This window comes from Rhodobacteraceae bacterium IMCC1335, from assembly GCA_039640495.1.
In the GTDB taxonomy this organism is placed as follows: Bacteria; Pseudomonadota; Alphaproteobacteria; order Rhodobacterales; family Rhodobacteraceae; genus Thalassovivens.
The window spans coordinates 3,061,767-3,079,866 of the sequence record CP046864.1 but is presented as its reverse complement, the minus strand read 5'-3'; the positions used below and the strand labels follow the sequence as shown (position 1 = coordinate 3,079,866).

22 protein-coding genes are annotated in these 18,100 nt (G+C 50.6%); all 22 read left to right on the top strand.

All coding sequences use genetic code 11. The annotated features are described in order from the left end of the window. Positions 1-3 precede the first annotated feature (3 nt). The 22 genes from rpsH (at position 4) to GN241_14870 (ending at position 18,097) form a co-directional block, all read left to right on the top strand. Positions 4-396: a 30S ribosomal protein S8 gene (gene rpsH, locus GN241_14975; GenBank protein XAT58548.1), complete on the top strand. Its 393-nt coding sequence runs from the start codon at positions 4-6 to the stop codon at positions 394-396. A gap of 11 nt (positions 397-407) precedes the next feature. Beyond that, entirely contained in the window at positions 408-941 is a 534-nt protein-coding gene (gene rplF, locus GN241_14970) for a 50S ribosomal protein L6 (protein ID XAT58547.1), read from the top strand. Positions 942-953: 12 nt separating this feature from the next. Beyond that, entirely contained in the window at positions 954-1,313 is a 360-nt protein-coding gene (rplR, locus tag GN241_14965; protein XAT58546.1) for a 50S ribosomal protein L18, read from the top strand. Between the two features lie 12 nt (positions 1,314-1,325). Next, the gene (gene rpsE, locus GN241_14960) at positions 1,326-1,901 is read left to right on the top strand and encodes a 30S ribosomal protein S5 (GenBank protein ID XAT58545.1); all 576 of its coding nucleotides are present in this window, start codon (positions 1,326-1,328) and stop codon (positions 1,899-1,901) included. A gap of 11 nt (positions 1,902-1,912) precedes the next feature. Then, on the top strand, positions 1,913-2,104 hold the full coding sequence (gene rpmD / locus GN241_14955; protein ID XAT58544.1) for a 50S ribosomal protein L30: 192 nt from the start codon (positions 1,913-1,915) through the stop codon (positions 2,102-2,104). A gap of 496 nt (positions 2,105-2,600) precedes the next feature. Continuing rightward, positions 2,601-3,080, top strand: a complete 480-nt coding sequence (locus tag GN241_14950) for a 50S ribosomal protein L15 (GenBank protein XAT58543.1) — start codon at positions 2,601-2,603, stop codon at positions 3,078-3,080. 110 nt (positions 3,081-3,190) lie between these two features. Continuing rightward, positions 3,191-4,552 carry a preprotein translocase subunit SecY gene (gene secY / locus GN241_14945; GenBank protein XAT58542.1) on the top strand — a complete coding sequence of 454 codons (1,362 nt, stop codon included), beginning with the start codon at positions 3,191-3,193 and terminating at the stop codon, positions 4,550-4,552. Continuing rightward, positions 4,549-5,190 (top strand): adenylate kinase, encoded by a 642-nt coding sequence (locus GN241_14940; GenBank protein ID XAT58541.1) that lies wholly within the window; start codon positions 4,549-4,551, stop codon positions 5,188-5,190. The genes secY and GN241_14940 overlap by 4 nt, the downstream gene beginning before the upstream one ends. A gap of 193 nt (positions 5,191-5,383) precedes the next feature. Next, entirely contained in the window at positions 5,384-5,752 is a 369-nt protein-coding gene (gene rpsM, locus GN241_14935) for a 30S ribosomal protein S13 (protein XAT58540.1), read from the top strand. Between the two features lie 15 nt (positions 5,753-5,767). Next, positions 5,768-6,160 (top strand): 30S ribosomal protein S11, encoded by a 393-nt coding sequence (rpsK, locus tag GN241_14930; GenBank protein XAT58539.1) that lies wholly within the window; start codon positions 5,768-5,770, stop codon positions 6,158-6,160. A gap of 113 nt (positions 6,161-6,273) precedes the next feature. Beyond that, positions 6,274-7,290 carry a DNA-directed RNA polymerase subunit alpha gene (locus GN241_14925; protein ID XAT58538.1) on the top strand — a complete coding sequence of 339 codons (1,017 nt, stop codon included), beginning with the start codon at positions 6,274-6,276 and terminating at the stop codon, positions 7,288-7,290. 128 nt (positions 7,291-7,418) lie between these two features. Further along, complete coding sequence (gene rplQ / locus GN241_14920; protein ID XAT58537.1) at positions 7,419-7,838, top strand: 50S ribosomal protein L17; 420 nt, start codon at positions 7,419-7,421, stop codon at positions 7,836-7,838. 130 nt (positions 7,839-7,968) lie between these two features. Continuing rightward, complete coding sequence (locus GN241_14915; GenBank protein ID XAT58536.1) at positions 7,969-9,357, top strand: PDZ domain-containing protein; 1,389 nt, start codon at positions 7,969-7,971, stop codon at positions 9,355-9,357. Beyond that, on the top strand, positions 9,354-10,664 hold the full coding sequence (locus GN241_14910) for an AAA family ATPase (GenBank protein XAT58535.1): 1,311 nt from the start codon (positions 9,354-9,356) through the stop codon (positions 10,662-10,664). The genes GN241_14915 and GN241_14910 overlap by 4 nt, the downstream gene beginning before the upstream one ends. Positions 10,665-10,712: 48 nt before the next feature. Next, positions 10,713-11,066 (top strand): fluoride efflux transporter CrcB, encoded by a 354-nt coding sequence (gene crcB, locus GN241_14905; GenBank protein ID XAT59308.1) that lies wholly within the window; start codon positions 10,713-10,715, stop codon positions 11,064-11,066. Beyond that, positions 11,063-12,112: an RluA family pseudouridine synthase gene (locus tag GN241_14900; GenBank protein ID XAT58534.1), complete on the top strand. Its 1,050-nt coding sequence runs from the start codon at positions 11,063-11,065 to the stop codon at positions 12,110-12,112. Before crcB ends, GN241_14900 begins: the two co-directional genes overlap by 4 nt. After that, positions 12,113-12,778: an HAD-IA family hydrolase gene (locus tag GN241_14895; protein XAT58533.1), complete on the top strand. Its 666-nt coding sequence runs from the start codon at positions 12,113-12,115 to the stop codon at positions 12,776-12,778. A gap of 3 nt (positions 12,779-12,781) precedes the next feature. Then, positions 12,782-13,489: an ATPase gene (locus GN241_14890; protein XAT58532.1), complete on the top strand. Its 708-nt coding sequence runs from the start codon at positions 12,782-12,784 to the stop codon at positions 13,487-13,489. 200 nt (positions 13,490-13,689) lie between these two features. Next, positions 13,690-14,706: a transporter substrate-binding domain-containing protein gene (locus GN241_14885; GenBank protein ID XAT58531.1), complete on the top strand. Its 1,017-nt coding sequence runs from the start codon at positions 13,690-13,692 to the stop codon at positions 14,704-14,706. A 153-nt stretch (positions 14,707-14,859) separates the two neighbouring features. Next, positions 14,860-16,029, top strand: a complete 1,170-nt coding sequence (locus GN241_14880) for an ABC transporter permease subunit (GenBank protein ID XAT59307.1) — start codon at positions 14,860-14,862, stop codon at positions 16,027-16,029. 1 nt (position 16,030) lies between these two features. Beyond that, entirely contained in the window at positions 16,031-17,317 is a 1,287-nt protein-coding gene (locus tag GN241_14875; GenBank protein XAT58530.1) for an ABC transporter permease subunit, read from the top strand. A gap of 12 nt (positions 17,318-17,329) precedes the next feature. Beyond that, on the top strand, positions 17,330-18,097 hold the full coding sequence (locus tag GN241_14870; protein XAT58529.1) for an ATP-binding cassette domain-containing protein: 768 nt from the start codon (positions 17,330-17,332) through the stop codon (positions 18,095-18,097). Positions 18,098-18,100 lie beyond the last annotated feature (3 nt).

Sequence of the window (18,100 nt, the reverse complement as noted above, 5' to 3'; positions counted from 1 at the left end):
ATTATGAATGATCCTATCGGCGATATGTTGACGAGAATCCGCAACGCTCAAATGCGCGGAAAATCAGTGGTGTCGACGCCTGCCTCGAAATTGCGCGCTTGGGTTTTGGATGTGCTGAAAGATGAGGGTTATATCCGCGGTTATGAAAGCATGACGGGCAGCGATGGCCATCCTGCGCTTGAAATCAGCCTTAAATATTATGATGGTACGCCTGTTATTCGTGAATTGAAGCGGGTTTCAAAACCCGGTCGTCGCGTTTATCTGGGCGTGAAAGATATTCCTTCCGTCCGTCAGGGCTTGGGTGTGTCGATTGTCTCAACTCCGAAAGGGGTTATGTCGGATGCGGCTGCGCGCACTGCCAATGTTGGTGGTGAAGTGCTCTGCACAGTCTTCTAAGGGGGTCAGGAATGTCTCGTATTGGTAAAAAACCTGTCGAGCTACCAACGGGCGTAAGCGCGTCGGTATCTGGCCAGATGATCGAAGTGAAGGGTCCAAAAGGTACTCGCAGCTTCAAGGCGACTGATGATGTGACCATCGCAGTGAATGAAAACGCCGTTGCGGTTACCCCGCGTGGCAGCTCAAAGCGCGCGCTTCAGCAATGGGGTATGAGCCGTACGATGGTTCAAAACCTCGTGACGGGTGTCACAACCGGGTTCAAAAAGGAACTTGAGATCACCGGCGTTGGATATCGGGCACAGTTGCAGGGCAATGTTCTGAAGTTGAACCTTGGACTGTCGCATGATGTTGATTTTCAAATCCCAAGTGACGTAACTGTGACGGCGCCAAAGCCGACAGAGATCACTATCGAAGGCATTGATGAGCAACGTGTAGGCCAAGTGGCCGCTAATATACGTGAATGGCGGAAACCTGAGCCTTACAAAGGCAAAGGGATCCGTTACAAAGGCGAATTTATCTTCCGCAAGGAAGGGAAGAAAAAGTAGGGACGCAAAATAATGGCAAATAGCAAAAGACAACTGTTCTTGAAGCGCCGTCTGCGCGTTCGGAACAAACTTCGCAAGGTAAATGCAGGGCGCGTGCGCCTGTCGGTTTTCCGCAGCAATAAAAACATCAGCGTTCAACTGATCGATGATGTGAATGGTCGTACGTTGGCCGCTGCCTCGTCTTTGGAAAAAGACTTAGGCATCATTGGAAAAAACAACGTAGAGGCCTCTGCCAAAGTGGGCGCGGCAATTGCCGAGCGCGCAAAAGCAGCAGGCGTTGATAACTGCTATTTCGATCGCGGTGGGCTTCTCTTTCATGGACGTGTCAAAGCTTTGGCTGATGCCGCCCGTGAAGGTGGACTTAAGTTTTAAGGAGACGAAGATATGGCTAGAGAACAAAACAACCGGGGCCGTCGCGATCGTGATGAAGCGCCTGAGTTCGCCGATCGTCTCGTTTCGATCAACCGGGTGTCAAAGACCGTTAAAGGTGGGAAACGCTTCGGCTTTGCCGCATTGGTGGTTGTGGGCGATCAAAAAGGCCGCGTGGGCTATGGCAAAGGGAAGGCGAAGGAAGTTCCTGAAGCCATCCGCAAAGCAACCGAGCAAGCCAAACGCCAGATGGTGCGTATTCCATTGCGCGAAGGCCGCACTTTGCATCACGACGTACAGGGCCGTCATGGCGCTGGTAAAGTTGTAATGCGCACCGCCGCAACGGGTACAGGTATCATTGCTGGTGGTCCGATGCGGGCTGTGTTTGAGATGCTTGGCGTGCAGGATGTTGTTGCAAAATCAGTTGGATCGTCAAATCCATATAACATGATCCGCGCAACAATTGACGGTCTGTTGAATGAATCGAGCCCTCGTATGGTGGCGCAACGCCGTGGTAAGAAGGTTGCTGATATCCTGAAACGCGATGAGCCCGCGGCAGCAGCCGACGCGGTTGAAACCGCAGAAGCTTAAGGACCAAAAGAATGGCGAAAACAATTGTTGTAAAACAAATCGGGTCTCCGATCCGCCGCCCTGCAAAGCAGCGTCAAACGCTGATTGGTCTGGGCCTCAACAAAATGCACAAAACCCGTGAGCTGGAAGATACCCCGGCGGTGCGCGGTATGGTGAATAAAATCCCACATATGGTTGAGATTATTGAAGAGCGCGATAATTAAAGCGCGCCCTTTAAAAGTGACAATAAAAGCGCCTCGGGGATTTCCCGGGGCGTTTTGCCCTTTGAATACGGAGATCATTTGGCACGATTGACACATGACGCCGTATTCTTTTTTGAGATCAGCGCGGATCAGCCGGCATTCGACTGACCAGCTGCACCTTCCGGCGAAGTTTGCACGAAGCGCGCTTGTTCATTTTACGCCCGCTTGTTGCGATGAAAGGGATTGCTCGCGATAAAACCTTAGTCAAGTTGCGCGCATGAACCACAGGCTTTTGTTGGGCCGCTTTTGACAGCGCCGAAATGGGGCGTTGCGGAGGCTTTACCGGCGTCGAAACCATTTGGCACAATGATCTGAATGCTGGGTGCTCTAGGGCTTGCATGAAGGAGTGTCTGAGTCTATACGCCTCCGGTGGCCTTTTGAGGTCACAGAATCAAGTGCAACGCCGTGTTTGCCCCTTTGGTCGCTCGAAGGGCAGTTCCGGCAAAGGAGAAGCGACATGAAATTACACGAATTACACGATAATGAAGGCGCAACACGCAAGAAGAAACGCGTGGCGCGCGGTCCAGGCTCTGGCAAGGGTAAAACTGCCGGCCGTGGTATCAAAGGTCAAAAATCACGATCAGGTGTGGCGATTAACGGGTATGAAGGCGGCCAGATGCCTTTGTATCAACGTTTGCCAAAGCGCGGCTTTAGCAAGCCGAACCGTAAGAAATTTGCTGTTGTAAACCTGGGTTTGATCCAGAAATTTATTGAAGCCGGTAAATTAGACGCGAAAGCAGATATGTCGGAAGATGCTTTGATCGCGTCTGGCTTGGTGCGCCGCAAATTGGACGGAATTCGCATTTTGTCAAAGGGCGAGTTGACCTCAAAAGTGTCTCTTACGGTGACAGGCGCGTCAAAATCTGCCATTGCAGCGGTTGAAAAAGCCGGTGGCAGCCTGACAATTGCAGCGCCAGTGGCCGCAACTAAAGAATAACATCTTGTGAAGCCGCTTTGGGCTGCTTACATAGAGGTTGAAGTTTTCCATAACGCCGCCGACGAGCCGGAAAACGCTCTTGGCGGCGTTTGCTATAAAGAGAGATTGAAATGGTATCCGCAGTAGAGCAAATGGCCGCAAACACCAGCTGGGCAGCCTTGGGTAAGGCGACCGATCTGCGGAACAGAATACTATTTACCTTGGGTCTGTTGGTGGTTTACCGCCTTGGCACGTTTATTCCCGTTCCAGGTATTGATGGCGCCGCGTTGCGTGAATTTATGGAACAGGCGCAGGGCGGCATAGGTGGCATGCTCACGATGTTTACGGGCGGCGCACTTGGACGGATGGGTATTTTCGCCCTTGGTATCATGCCTTATATCTCGGCCTCTATCATTGTGCAGCTGATGACATCGATGGTGCCCCAGCTAGAGCAGCTTAAAAAAGAGGGCGAACAAGGCCGTAAGAAAATCAACCAATATACGCGCTATGGAACCGTCTTTCTAGCCACGTTGCAGGCCTACGGATTGGCGGCCAGCTTAGAAGCAGGTGATTTGGTTACCGATCCTGGTATGTTTTTCCGCGTGTCTTGCCTGATCACGCTGGTGGGCGGTACGATGTTTCTGATGTGGCTGGGCGAACAAATCACAGCCCGCGGCATTGGCAATGGGATTTCGTTGATCATTTTCGTCGGCATTATTGCCGAAATTCCCTCTGCTTTGGCGCAATTCTTTGCCTCTGGACGTTCTGGTGCGATCAGCCCGGCGGTTATTGTAGGCGTGATTGTGATGGTGATCGCGACAATCGCCTTCGTGGTATTCATGGAGCGCGCTCTGCGCAAAATCATTATCCAATATCCGCGCCGTCAAGTTGGCATGAAGGTGATGGAGGGGCAAAACTCGCACCTGCCTGTAAAAGTGAACCCGGCCGGCGTGATTCCAGCGATCTTTGCCAGTTCATTGCTGCTTTTGCCGACCACTGTCAGTACGTTTTCAGGGTCGCAAACCGGCCCGGTTATGTCGACCATTCTGGCATATTTTGGCCCCGGCCAGCCACTCTATCTGGCCTTTTTTACGGCTATGATCGTGTTCTTTGCCTACTTCTATACGTTCAATGTCTCGTTCAAGCCAGATGATGTGGCCGATAATCTAAAGAACCAGAACGGTTTTATCCCCGGTATTCGCCCCGGGCAAAAAACGGCTGAGCATCTTGAATATGTGGTGAACCGCGTGCTGGTCTTGGGGTCAGCTTATCTTGCTGCCGTGTGCCTTTTGCCTGAGATTTTGCGCGGCCAACTGGCGATTCCGTTTTATTTTGGTGGAACCTCGGTTTTGATCGTGGTGTCTGTGACAATGGACACGATTCAGCAAGTTCAATCGCATTTGCTGGCACATCAGTATGAAAGCCTTATCCAGAAATCGCAGCTGCGCGGCAAAGGCAAGGCGCGCCGGAAAAAAGGACCTGCTCGTCGATGAACATCATTCTTTTAGGTCCGCCTGGTGCAGGAAAAGGAACGCAGGCGCGACATCTTGTTGACACCCGCGGCATGGTACAGTTGTCGACTGGTGATATGTTGCGTGATGCCAAAAGCAGTGGCAGCGAGATGGGCCTAAAAGTGGCAGAGGTGATGGCGCGCGGGGATTTGGTCACGGATGACATTGTGATCGGTTTGATCCGCGAAAAACTGTCAGAGGCAAATGCCGGCGGTTTTATTTTTGACGGGTTTCCCCGGACGTTGGGGCAGGCCGTGGCGCTCGACGCCCTGTTGAAAGAATGTGGCCAATCATTAGCATCGGTTATCGAGATGAAAGTGGATGATGTGGCTCTTGTGGCGCGTATCACAGGGCGCTCTACATGCGCTTCATGCGGTGAAGTGTATCATGACATCACCAAACCTCAGCCTGCCGACGGAATATGTGTCAATTGTGGCGGCACCGAGTTCAGCCGCCGTGCGGATGATAACGCGGAAAGCTTGCGTCAACGTTTGATGGAATATTACAAGAAAACATCGCCGCTTCTTGGGTATTATTTTGCTCATGACAAGCTGGTATCGGTGGATGGTCTTGCCAGCATTGATACGGTTCAATCTGAAATCGCCAACATCTTGAATTGATCGAAGGTTTGGGCTTGACTGGGTCTTTGAATTCTCTTAAGGGCTGACACTTCTGAACTGAACGAGTTTTGCAGGTAAACGTTTCTATCTGCAAGATTACCTGAGACAGCTTCGATCCCGGCCAAGGCAGGCGATCGGACGTTGTGAAAAAAGGTTCCGGGATTACGGAACCGCAACGAAAAGGAAATATAACGTGGCACGTATCGCCGGCGTAAATATCCCGACGCATAAGCGGGTTCCAGTCGCCCTTACCTATATCACCGGAATTGGCCTGTCTTCGGCCAAAGCCATTTGCGAAGCCGTCAATATTGACCAAGCGCGTCGTGTAAATGAATTAAGCGATTCAGAAGTGCTGTCAGTGCGCGAGCATATTGACGCCAATTATTCGGTTGAAGGCGACCTGCGCCGCGAGACACAGATGAACATCAAACGCTTGATGGATCTTGGTTGTTATCGTGGTCTGCGCCATCGTCGTAACCTTCCAGTTCGTGGTCAGCGTACGCATACCAATGCGCGCACCCGGAAGGGCCCTGCCAAAGCCATCGCTGGCAAGAAAAAATAGGAAAGGGCATAGATTATGGCACGAGATACTCGCCGTGCAGGCAAGAAGAAGGTTTCCAAGAATATCGCAGCCGGTGTTGCGCATGTGAACTCTTCATTCAATAATACTAAAATCCTCATTTCCGACGTGCAAGGCAACGCGATCGCGTGGTCTTCGGCTGGTACGATGGGCTTTAAAGGTTCGCGCAAGTCAACACCATATGCTGCGCAGATGGCCGCTGAAGATGCAGGGCGCAAAGCACAGGATCATGGCGTGAAAACGCTTGAGGTCGAAGTGCAAGGGCCCGGCTCTGGCCGAGAAAGCGCGTTGCGTGCTTTGGCCGCCGTTGGGTTTAACATCACATCCATTCGAGATGTGACACCGATGGCCCATAACGGCTGTCGCCCACCAAAGCGCCGCCGGGTATAAACCCGCGCTATGTTTGAAAGAGGGGTGCCCGCAGGCAGCCCTCTCTTCGTGATTTTAACCTCGGGCGCGACTGGCTATTTGGTCATGGGGCAGTTGCAAGAATGGAGGGACGCATGATCCATAAAAATTGGGCTGAATTAATCAAACCCGCACAATTAGAGATTAAACCGGGAAACGATCCGGCTCGCGTGGCCACAGTGGTTGCAGAACCATTGGAACGCGGTTTTGGATTGACATTGGGCAACGCGTTGCGCCGTGTTTTGATGAGCTCGCTGCAAGGTGCTGCGATTTCAAGCGTACAAATCGATAACGTGCTGCATGAGTTTTCTTCGGTTGCCGGTGTGCGGGAAGACGTAACAGACATTGTGTTGAACCTTAAGGGCGTGGCCTTAAAGATGGAAGTTGAAGGGCCCAAGCGCCTGTCGATCAGCGCAAAAGGCCCCGGTGTAGTCACCGCTGCCGATATTTCTGACAGCGCAGGTATCGAAATTTTGAACAAATCGCATGTGATCTGTCATTTAGATGATGGGGCAGACTTGTTCATGGAACTGACGGTGAACACCGGCAAAGGCTATGTCTCTGCAGATAAAAATAAAATGGAAGATGCGCCGATCGGCCTTATCCCTATCGATGCGATTTATTCGCCGATCAAAAAAGTATCATATGATGTGCAGCCAACCCGTGAGGGCCAAGTGCTTGATTATGACAAATTGACCTTGAAAGTTGAAACAGATGGTTCTTTAACGCCGGATGATGCGGTGGCCTATGCAGCGCGTATTATGCAGGATCAATTGTCGATCTTCGTGAATTTTGATGAACCAGAAACTGCGGGTCGCAATGAAGATGAAGACAGTCTCGAGTTTAATCCGCTGCTGTTGAAGAAAGTGGATGAGCTAGAATTGTCGGTACGCTCGGCAAATTGCTTGAAAAATGATAACATCGTTTATATCGGTGATCTGATCCAGAAGACCGAAGCCGAGATGTTACGGACGCCGAATTTTGGCCGCAAATCTTTGAACGAAATCAAAGAAGTTCTGTCTGGCATGGGCTTGCATCTTGGAATGGATGTCGAAGATTGGCCACCGGATAATATCGAAGATCTGGCAAAGAAATTCGAAGATAATTTTTAGGAATAGGGCGGGAGTAACGCCCGCCTTTTAAATGCCCGCTTGATGCGGGGAAAACAGGGCATCTGCCCCAAGGAGAGTGGCTGACACGCATCGGCTGCCAGACAAAGCAAAAATATAGGAGATGAAAAATGCGTCATGCAAAAGGATACCGCCGGCTAAACCGGACCCACGAACACCGTAAAGCGCTTTGGGCGAATATGGCAGGATCTCTGATCGAACATGAGCAGATCAAAACCACGGTTCCAAAAGCCAAAGAGCTGCGTCCGATCGTTGAAAAGCTGATCACATTGGGTAAACGGGGTGATCTGCACGCGCGCCGTCAGGCCGCCGCGCAGTTGAAAGAAGACCAATATGTCACAAAGCTATTTGATGTATTAGGCCCACGCTACAAAGAGCGCCAAGGTGGTTATGTTCGGATTATGAAAGCTGGCTTTCGCTATGGCGATATGGCCCCAATGGCGATTATTGAATTTGTAGATCGTGATGTCGATGCAAAAGGCGCGGCGGACAAAGCCCGCGTTGCCGCCGAGGAAGCTGCTCAGGACTAAGCGTCGCGCGATTGAGAACATGTATTGCCCCCGGTCTATTGGCCGGGGGTTTTTGTTTTTCAGAAGATATCTTGTAAATTCCTGAGCGCTTGCGCATATCTTTGAGGCCGGCTGTTTAAAAGGTTTAAAAATGCGTTTTGGGATTTTACTTTGGCTCTTTGCGATCTGGGTGGCGCTGCCCCTTGTTGCGGGTGACAGGGTGCCTCAATCGCGCGCAGAGATGACCTTGAGCTTTGTGCCCTTGGTGAGAGCTGCCGCGCCGGCTGTGGTGAATATTTATGCCCAGCGCCGGGTGGAAACGCGTGGGCGCAGTCCGTTTGCAGATGATCCCTTTTTTGGCAATTTTTTCCAAAATTTCGGTGCGCAGCGGCCTCAAATTGAAAACTCATTGGGTTCTGGTGTATTGGTGTCGAGCGATGGTTTGATCGTATCGAATTATCACGTTGTGGCCCAAGCAACCACAATCCGCGTGGTCTTGCAGGATCGGCGTGAATATCAGGCCCAGGTTTTGTTAAGCGACGAAATAGCGGATTTGGCGGTTTTGCAATTGCTGGCAGCGCCCGATTTGCCGTTTTTGACGCTGCGAGAAAGTGAAACGGTTGAAGTTGGTGAATTGGCGCTGGCGATTGGAAATCCATTCGGGGTGGGCCAAACGGTCAGCAGCGGGATTATTTCAGGATTGGCACGCTCAGGCGCAGCCATTGGCAATCAGCGCGGTTATTTTATTCAAACAGATGCGCCCATTAATCCAGGAAACTCTGGTGGAGCATTGGTTGATATGCAGGGGCGGCTCATCGGCATAAACACCTCGATACTTACGCGCTCAGGTGGCTCAAATGGTATCGGCTTTGCAATCCCAGCCAGTTTGGTTGAACAATTTGTGGCGCAAGCACGAGCTGGCGCGTCATCGTTTCAGCGGCCTTGGGCGGGATTGGAGGCGCAAACACTCACCTCCGATATCAGCGATACGCTTGGCTTGCGCCCCTATGAAGGTATTTTACTGACCGAGTTACATCCGCAAAGTCCATTTCGCGCAGCAGGGTTTCAGATTGGTGATATTGTCAAGGATGTGAATGGTGCTGCAGTGACCACACCAGAAGAGATGCTGTATAGATTATCCGTAACAGGCTTGGGCGCATTTGCAGAAATAACGCGCCTACGAGACGGTCGTGCCAGTGTGATTGCGATTGAATTATCCGCCGCGCCAAATATCCCGCCAGCGATCGAAACCGTGTTGTCTAGAAATAGCGTTTTATCAGGGCTTAAAGTCAGCACGGTAAATCCTGCTATACAAGAGCGTTATAAATTAAGCTGGACCAGCGTTGGTTTTGTTATCTTAGACACTGGGCCATTGGGGGCGCGGATTGGGTTGCGGGTTGGCGATGTGATCCTTGCGGTGAACGGAGAGGCGCTGGAACAGCTTCAAGATATTGACCGAAGATTAAGAGCGGCCAATGGCCGGGGTGAAATCGTTGTTTTGCGCGGAGCACGGCGCTTGGCGTTGCGGTTTCGGTTATGAGCGACCTTTTTTCCAGCGATGCAGATGCGGCTCAGGGGCCGGTTCCTTTGGCTGAGCGCTTACGCCCAAAAACCGTTGAGGAGGTGATCGGGCAGGCGCAATTATTGGCGCCGGAGGCGCCCTTGGGGGCGATGCTTGCCTCCAGACAGTTGACGTCGTTGATTTTCTGGGGGCCACCTGGCGTGGGAAAAACCACATTAGCCCGCTTGTTGGCTGATCATACAGATCTTTTCTTTGAACAAATCAGCGCAATTTTTTCGGGCGTTGCAGATTTGAAAAAATGTTTTGAAGCAGCGCGTTTGCGGCATAAAAATGGGCGTGGAACATTATTATTTGTGGATGAGATCCATCGGTTTAACCGCGCGCAGCAAGATGGGTTTTTACCCTATATTGAAGACGGTTCGATTTTATTGGTGGGGGCCAGTACCGAGAACCCTTCGTTTGAGCTGAATGCAGCGCTTTTATCGCGCGCGCAAGTGTTGGTGCTGACGCGCTTGGCGGATCCTGATTTGAGGCAATTGATGGCGCGGGCTGAAGCCGTTTTGAACCGCGCCTTGCCATTAACCGCTAAGGCGAAAGAGTTGCTGATTACGATGGCCGATGGGGATGGCCGGATGTTGTTAAACTTAATCGAACAAACTTTGGCATGGCCGGTTTCAGCGCAGGTCAGCGCAGAGGCTCTGGCAAAGCGGCTCAGCCGCCGCGCTTCGCAATATGATAAATCGGGCGATGGCCATTATAATTTGATTTCCGCTTTGCACAAATCCGTGCGCGGCTCTGACCCGGATGCGGCGCTATATTGGCTGGCACGCATGCTCGAGGGGGGCGAGGATCCACGTTATCTGGGGCGGCGCATATTGCGAATGGCGATCGAAGATATTGGTTTGGCAGATCCGGATGCGCAACGGATCTGCCTAGAGGCTTGGCAAAGTTACGAGCGGTTGGGCAGCCCGGAAGGTGAGCTGGCGCTTGCACAAGCGGTGGTTTATCTGGCGTTGGCGCCTAAATCCAACGCGATTTATGCCGCTTACAAAGCTGCCCTCCGCGCCGCCTCCCGCGGCGGATCGCTTCCCCCGCCAAAGCATATTTTGAACGCCCCGACGGGCTTGATGAAAGATCAAGGCTATGGCGCCGAATATGCTTATGATCATGACGCCCCTGACGGGTTCTCTGGGCAGGATTATTTTCCGGAAGAGTTAGCGCGGCTGCGGTTTTATGAACCGGTTGAGCGGGGGTTTGAACGCGATCTGATAAAGCGCATTGCTTATTTCGATAAATTAAGAGCGCGTCGGCGCGATAATCGGTGATCCGGCTTTGGCTTGACATTGGCGCGAGCAGAGCGGATGAGCACGGCTATGGTTTATCTTCTTGTGGCTTGTGGCGGCGGCATTGGTGCGCTTTTGCGTTTTTGTTTGGTTCAAACGGTGGCGTTTCCTTACGGCACGCTAAGCGTGAACGTGATCGGATCATTCTTGATGGGGCTGGCCTTTGCCTATTTCGCCGGTCGGTTGGGTGAGGTCGCGCCTCTGTTTTTGATGGCGGGCATTTTGGGAGGCTTCACCACGTTTTCCGCGTTTTCGCTGGATTTGCTGAAGCTGCTGGATATGGGGCGGTTCGGATTTGCCTTTGCCTATATATGTGCCAGCGTTCTGGGCGGTTTGGCGGCGGTTTTTCTAGGGTTTATAGCAATGCGATTGGTATCGTCATGAGCGGAGTACAAAAACTAACGGTTCAGGAAGGCAGCGTTGATCAAAGGTTAGATCGCTGGTTGCGCCATTGTTTTCCGCAATTGGGCCAAGCGCGCATCGAACAGATGTGCCGAAAAGGAGAGCTGCGCGTTGACGGCAAACGCTGCAAAGCCTCGACGCGTATCGCCGCCGGCCAAGAGATTCGTATCCCTCCCCTAACCGATAGTGATTTGAAACCGAGGGCGGTGGTTGCGCGCAGCGTGAGCTCGCAGGATTCTCGGATGATACAAAATGCTGTTCTGTATAAAGATGATCACATCATCGTGTTGAACAAGCCGCCGGGGCTGGCCACGCAAGGGGGAAGCAAACAAAATCGCCACGTGGATGGGCTGGCCGATGCGTTGCGCTTTGGTCATGATGAGAAGCCACGTTTGGTGCATCGCTTAGATAAGGATACCTCGGGCATTTTGGTTCTGGCGCGTCATCGCGCGGCTGCCAGCGCCCTAACGGAAGCGTTTCGGCATCGTGAAACGCGTAAAATCTACTGGGCGGCGGTGGCCGGAGTGCCTGCCCCTAAATCGGGCACTATCAAATATGGATTGGTGAAATCTATGGGTCATGGCGCCAAAGGTGCGGGCGAAAAAATGCACTGCGTTCATCCACGTGATGTGGCTTCTGTTGAAGGCGCGAAACGCGCTTTAACCGATTATAGTGTGCTCAGTGCTTTGGCCAAACGGGGCGCATGGGTGGCTTTGGCACCGATCACGGGCCGCACGCATCAATTACGCGCGCATATGGCGGAAATCGGCCATCCCATTATTGGCGATGGAAAATATGGTGGATCCAGCCAAGACAATTTAGGCGATGGCTGGGGGGCTCAACTGGGCGGCGATATCAGCCGTAAGCTGCATCTACACGCGCGCTTTTTGCGGATCGAACACCCTGTTCATAAAAAACCAATCAGTTTCACGGCTGCGTTAAGCGAACATATGCAGCGCACTTGGGATACGTTTCAATGGGACACGCATGATATTGAAGACGATCCGTTTGAAGATTTTATGGGATAGATTTTGGCGCCGTTTTTGATTGTTTTTGATGTTGATGGTACGCTTGTGGATAGCCAAGCCCATATTATTGGTGCGATGGGTCACGCTTTTTCTGTGCTCAGACGCCCAATGCCGCCGCGGCAAGATGTTTTGGCTTGCGTCGGGCTGTCGCTGCCAGAGGTGTTTTATCGCTTGGTGCCGCAGGTTGATCATGAGGAACGTGATTTGGCAGAAAAAGCCTTTAAACAGTATTTTGCCGGGCAGCGCGCAGACCAATCAGATCCGGGTTTTTATGCAGGGGTCCTGCCCCTTTTGCGGCAGCTTCATCAGGATCCGCAGTTTGTCTTGGGGGTGGCAACGGGAAATTCGCGCAGAGGCTTGAACGCCTTGTTAGAGGCAAGCGACTTGCATTCTTATTTCCTCACAACGCAAACTGCGGATGAGCACCCCTCAAAACCGCATCCTAGCATGTTGCATCAGGCGTTATTGGAGACCGGAACTGAAGCGCGCCGCGCCGTGATGATTGGAGATACCAGTTATGATAGAGATATGGCGCGCGCGGCAGGTATGCACGCGATTGGTGTGACATGGGGTTATCATAAGGCGCATCAGCTTTCTGGTTGCACGCATATTGCACAAACGGTGTCCGAGTTGCCGGGCTTTATTTCTCAAATAATGAAAGCATAGATCATGGCTTATTGGCAGCAAAAACGATTCTGGACGCAGGTTGAAATTGCGCAGCAAGAGGTGGGCTATACGGTTTTGCTCGATGACCGCTTGGTTAAAACCCCTGCAAAAACGCTTTTGGCGTTGCCCTCGCAGGCTTTGGCCGAGGCGGTTGCCTCAGAATGGCGCGCGCAGGTTGAAACTGTTCGCCCTGAAATCATGCCCTATACCCGCCGCGCCAATGCCGCTTTGGATAAGGTGACGCCCCAATTCCAAGATGTTTTGAACATGTTGGCGGCTTATGGTGAAACCGATTTACTCTGCTATCGCGCGGCGCAGCCGGCCGAACTAAATGTGCGGCAAGCGGAGGCGTGGGATCCATTGTTAGAGTGGGCAGCGCAAACATATGGCGCAATTTTACACAGCACATCGGGGGTGACCTATCTGGCGCAAGCGGCAGAGTCTGTTTTGAACTTGGCAGCGCCGATGCAGGGCCTTTCAGCGTTTCAGTTAACCGCTTTTCATGATCTGGTGACATTTCCGGGCAGTTTGGTTGCGGCTTTGGCGGTTATAGAAGGTCATCTTAAGCCTGAACAGGCGTGGGAATTATGCCGGATTGATGAAATTTGGCAGGAAGAACAATGGGGAATCGATGAAGAGGCTGCCGCGCATGCCGCGCTGAAAAAATCTGATTTTCTCGCCGCGTATGATTTTTTTACACGCTGTGGTTGAAAAATAGGCGGCGCTCGCGGGTGATGGAGCTTTGAGCCAATTCAAATCATGGTTTTGGTGATAGATTGCTTGACGATAATATAAAAAATTGGCCACACTGCGGAATCACTTGAGCTTTTGGCGCAGGTTATTTTGTGAGGTTAGACATACCGTTCTAATCAAAAGTCCCAGTTTGGGAAAACCATCAGAAAGAGGTAAAGATGAAAAAATCCTTAGTTTTAGGCGCAGTTACCCTAGCAGCGATGTCTGCTGGCAGCGTATTTGCGGGCACAGCGGATGACGTGAAAGCACGCGGAAAGTTAAATTGTGGTGTTTCCACAGGTTTGATTGGGTTCGCAAGTCCTGACGCTAACGGTGAGTGGGCTGGTTTCGATGTTGATGTTTGCCGCGCCGTCGCAGCAGCTGTTTTAGGTGATTCAACTGCTGTTGAGTTTGTACCAACAACCACCAAGACTCGTTTCACCTCGCTTCAATCGGGTGAAATTGACATGCTGTCACGGAACACAACTTGGAGTTTCCAGCGTGATACTGAGCTTGGATTAGATTTTGTAGGCGTGAACTACTATGACGGACAAGGCTTTATGGCCTCTGCCGATCTGGGGGTTTCTTCGGCTACTGAGTTGGATGGCGCAACAATTTGTATTCAAACAGGTACAACGACTGAGTTGAACTTGGCGGATTTTTTCCGGTTGAACAACATTTCTTATGAACCAGTTCCAATTGAAACGAATGCCGAAGCACAGCAGCAATATTTAGCTGGTGCATGCGATGCTTATACGACAGATCGTTCAGCGTTGGCGGCTACTCGGACAAGCTTCGAAAAGCCAGATGACCATGTTGTTTTGCCAGAAATCGTTTCTAAAGAGCCGTTAGGTCCTGTTGTACGCCATGGTGATAACGAATGGGGCGATATTGTGCGTTGGACTTTGAACGCGATGATCACTGCGGAAGAGTTTGGCGTGACTGCAGCTAACGCAGCGGATTTGGCAGCCAATTCAAACATTCCAGAAGTTAAACGTCTTTTGGGTACAGAAGGTAAATTGGCGGATTACCTAGGCCTGGATGCATCATGGGCTTTGCGGGCAATTCAAGCGGTCGGAAACTACGGCGAGTCATTTGACCGTAATATTGGTGAAAGCACTCCTATTAAGTTGAATAGAGGTGTAAATTCTTTGTGGACTGATGGTGGTCTGATTTACTCACCCCCTTTCCGTTAAGTTACAAAATAGAAAGGGCGCTTTTGTAGCGCCCTTTTTTTATTGATTTATTTCCAAAATTGCGCGAGATAAGCGCCGTTATTTTAGAAAAAGTCTGGAACCCCCTATATGTCTCTTTCTGTCCAAACGGACGTGTCCGAATTTCGTCTATCAATGCTGATAAACGATAAGCGTTATAGGTCATATACTTTTCAATTTCTAGCGTTGATGGTTCTGATTTGCTTGATGGCGTTTCTGGGATGGAACCTATTGCAGAATTTAGCTGCAGCAGGTTTGGATATTTCTTACGGTTTTTTGGGTGAGCCGGCGGGTTATGATATTAATCAGCGTTTGATCGAGTATGACAGCCAATCTACACATCTGCGAGCTTCAATCGTTGGTGTTTTAAACACTCTTTTGGTTGCTGTTTTAGGATGTATAACGGCCACTATTTTTGGCGTGATCGCAGGTGTTTTACGACTCTCAAACAATTGGCTCGTTGCCAAAACTATGGCCGTTTATGTGGAAGTGTTTCGCAATATACCAGTATTGATCTGGATCCTGATTATAAACGCGATTTTTTTATCAGTGTTACCTCAACCGCGCGCGTTTCGGGGTGAAAATCCTGAAGCATCAATGTTGTTCGATTCCTTTGCCTTCACCGGTCGCGGGATCTACATGCCAAAACCGGTTTTATATGATGGTGGCTGGATCGTAATTGTTGCATTCATCCTATCGCTTATCGCGGTTCTTTTTTATCGCAGATACGCGCGCAAAACTTTGTTTGATCATGGGGTTATTCTACCCGTGCTTTGGCCGAGCTTAGCTATTTTATTTGTGCCAACGCTGGCGATGTTTTTTCTGTTAGGAAACCCGATTGGTTTGGAATACCCGGCATTGAAAGGGTTTAATTTCAAAGGCGGTATCTGGGCGCGCGGATCCTTATTATCACTTTGGTTCGCGTTATCGATTTATACCGGCGCGTTTATTGCCGAAAACGTAAGAGCGGGCATTCAAGCGGTGTCAAAAGGTCAAAGCGAAGCAGCCGCCTCGCTTGGTTTGCGACCGGGGCGGATTATGAACCTCGTGATCCTGCCGCAAGCTCTGCGCGTAATTATTCCACCGTTGATTTCAAATTATTTGAACCTGACCAAAAACTCATCGTTGGCGATTGCCGTGGGGTATATGGATGTTACTGGTACTTTGGGCGGTATTACGTTGAACCAGACGGGGCGGGCCATTGAAACTGTTCTCTTGCTAATGGCCTTCTATCTCATAATTTCGCTTGGCATTTCTGCCATCATGAATGTCTATAATCACTCGATTAAATTGAAGGGGCGATAAGATGGCCAAGCAAGTTACAGCCTTTGTCCGCCACACAGCCTTGCCGCCGGCACCGCCGCCTTCTAGCCAGTCTGGTGTGGTGAAATGGTTGCGTGAGAATTTATTTTCATCGGTCTTTAACTCTTTGATGACAGTTTTAGCAATTTACCTTTTGTATAAAATTGCTGCAGCGATTGTTCCTTGGCTCTTAAACGGAGTATGGACGACATCTTCGCAATGGGAATGCTATGAAGTTCTCGACGGTCTATCTGGTGGGTGCTTTTCTGTATTAACTGAACGCTGGAACCAATTAATTTTCGGTTTCAAATATCCAAAGGAACTCTATTGGCGTCCTAGTCTTAGCTTTGTGCTGTTGCTGGTTGCTGTCGCGCCTGTGCTGTTCTCGAAACTTCCACGCAAGATGCTGGTGTTCACTGCGATTTACCCATTTTTAGCCTACTGGTTGATTTGGGGGGGAAGTATCGTAACACCTGTCGTTGGATTGGTTGGATTTATCGCTGGTTATAAAACCTTTCAAATGATGGCCAAACAAAAATTCGCTGTGGCTTTATTCGCTGCCGCATTGGCAGCCTTCCTCAGTTGGTATTTGGGCGGTTATCTAAGCGCTCCACTCAGCAATTTCATCGCGCTTGAAGCTGTTCCGAGCCGCGATATGGGCGGCTTTATGTTGAATATCATTTTGGGAACTGTTTGCGTGTCTTTATCGGTTCCGCTGGGGATTTTGCTCGCCTTGGGCAGGCAGGCAGATTTGCCAGTCATTCGGGTGATTTGCGTTGTGTTCATCGAATTTATTCGAGGCGTGCCGCTGATCACCTTGTTATTTGTGGCCAATGTTGTCTTGGCGTATTTTCTGCCGCCGGGCACCAATTTTGATCTGATCTTACGGGTCATCATTATGATCACGCTGTTTTCGGCTGCCTATATTGCCGAGGTTATTCGGGGCGGGTTAGCAGCTTTGCCAACTGGGCAATATGAAGCGGCGGGCAGTTTGGGCTTAGATTATGCGCAGTCGATGCGTCTTATTATTCTGCCACAAGCTTTAAAGATCTCTATTCCCGGGATTGTAAATGTTGCCGTGGGGCTTTTCAAAGACACTACATTGGTCTCGATTATCTCGATGTTCGATTTGGTCGGAATGATCCGTGGCCCCATCCTTGCCTCCACCGAGTGGAATGGGATTTATTGGGAGCTGCTTGGCTTCGCGGCAGTTTTGTTTTTTATCGTGTGCTACGGCATCTCGCAATATTCACAATGGCTCGAGCGACAGCTCGCAACCGATCACCGTTAAAAGGTAGCTTTTATGACACAACCTGCAAAATTGACCGTCTCAGACGAAATCGCGATCGACATCCAAAGCATGAATAAATGGTATGGTGCGTTTCACGTCTTGCGCGATATCAATCTAACGGTGAACAGGGGGGAGCGGATCGTGGTCTGCGGCCCGTCGGGGTCGGGGAAATCGACATTAATCCGCTGTATAAACGCTTTAGAGGAACATCAGCAGGGTAAGATCACGGTTGATGGTACAGTGTTGTCTTCCGATCTTAAGAATATTGATAAAATTCGGTCTGAAGTGGGCATGTGTTTTCAGCATTTCAACTTATTCCCACATTTAACGATTTTAGAAAACTGCACGCTTGCACCGATTTGGGTGCGTAAAACACCCAAAAAAAAGGCGGAAGAAACCGCAATGCATTTTCTAGAAAAGGTAAAAATTCCAGAACAGGCTGATAAATATCCGGGTCAATTATCTGGCGGGCAGCAGCAGCGGGTGGCCATCGCGCGATCGCTTTGCATGAAACCGCGGATTATGCTCTTTGATGAACCGACATCGGCGCTTGATCCAGAAATGATCAAAGAGGTGTTAGATACTATGATTGCCTTGGCCGAAGACGGCATGACGATGATTTGCGTCACGCATGAGATGGGCTTTGCCCGGCAAGTGGCCAATCGTGTTATCTTCATGGATGAAGGGCAAATCGTCGAACAAAACGAGCCTGAAGAGTTTTTCGAAAACCCGCAATCGGACCGGACAAAATTGTTCCTAAGCCAGATTTTAGGTCATTAACGG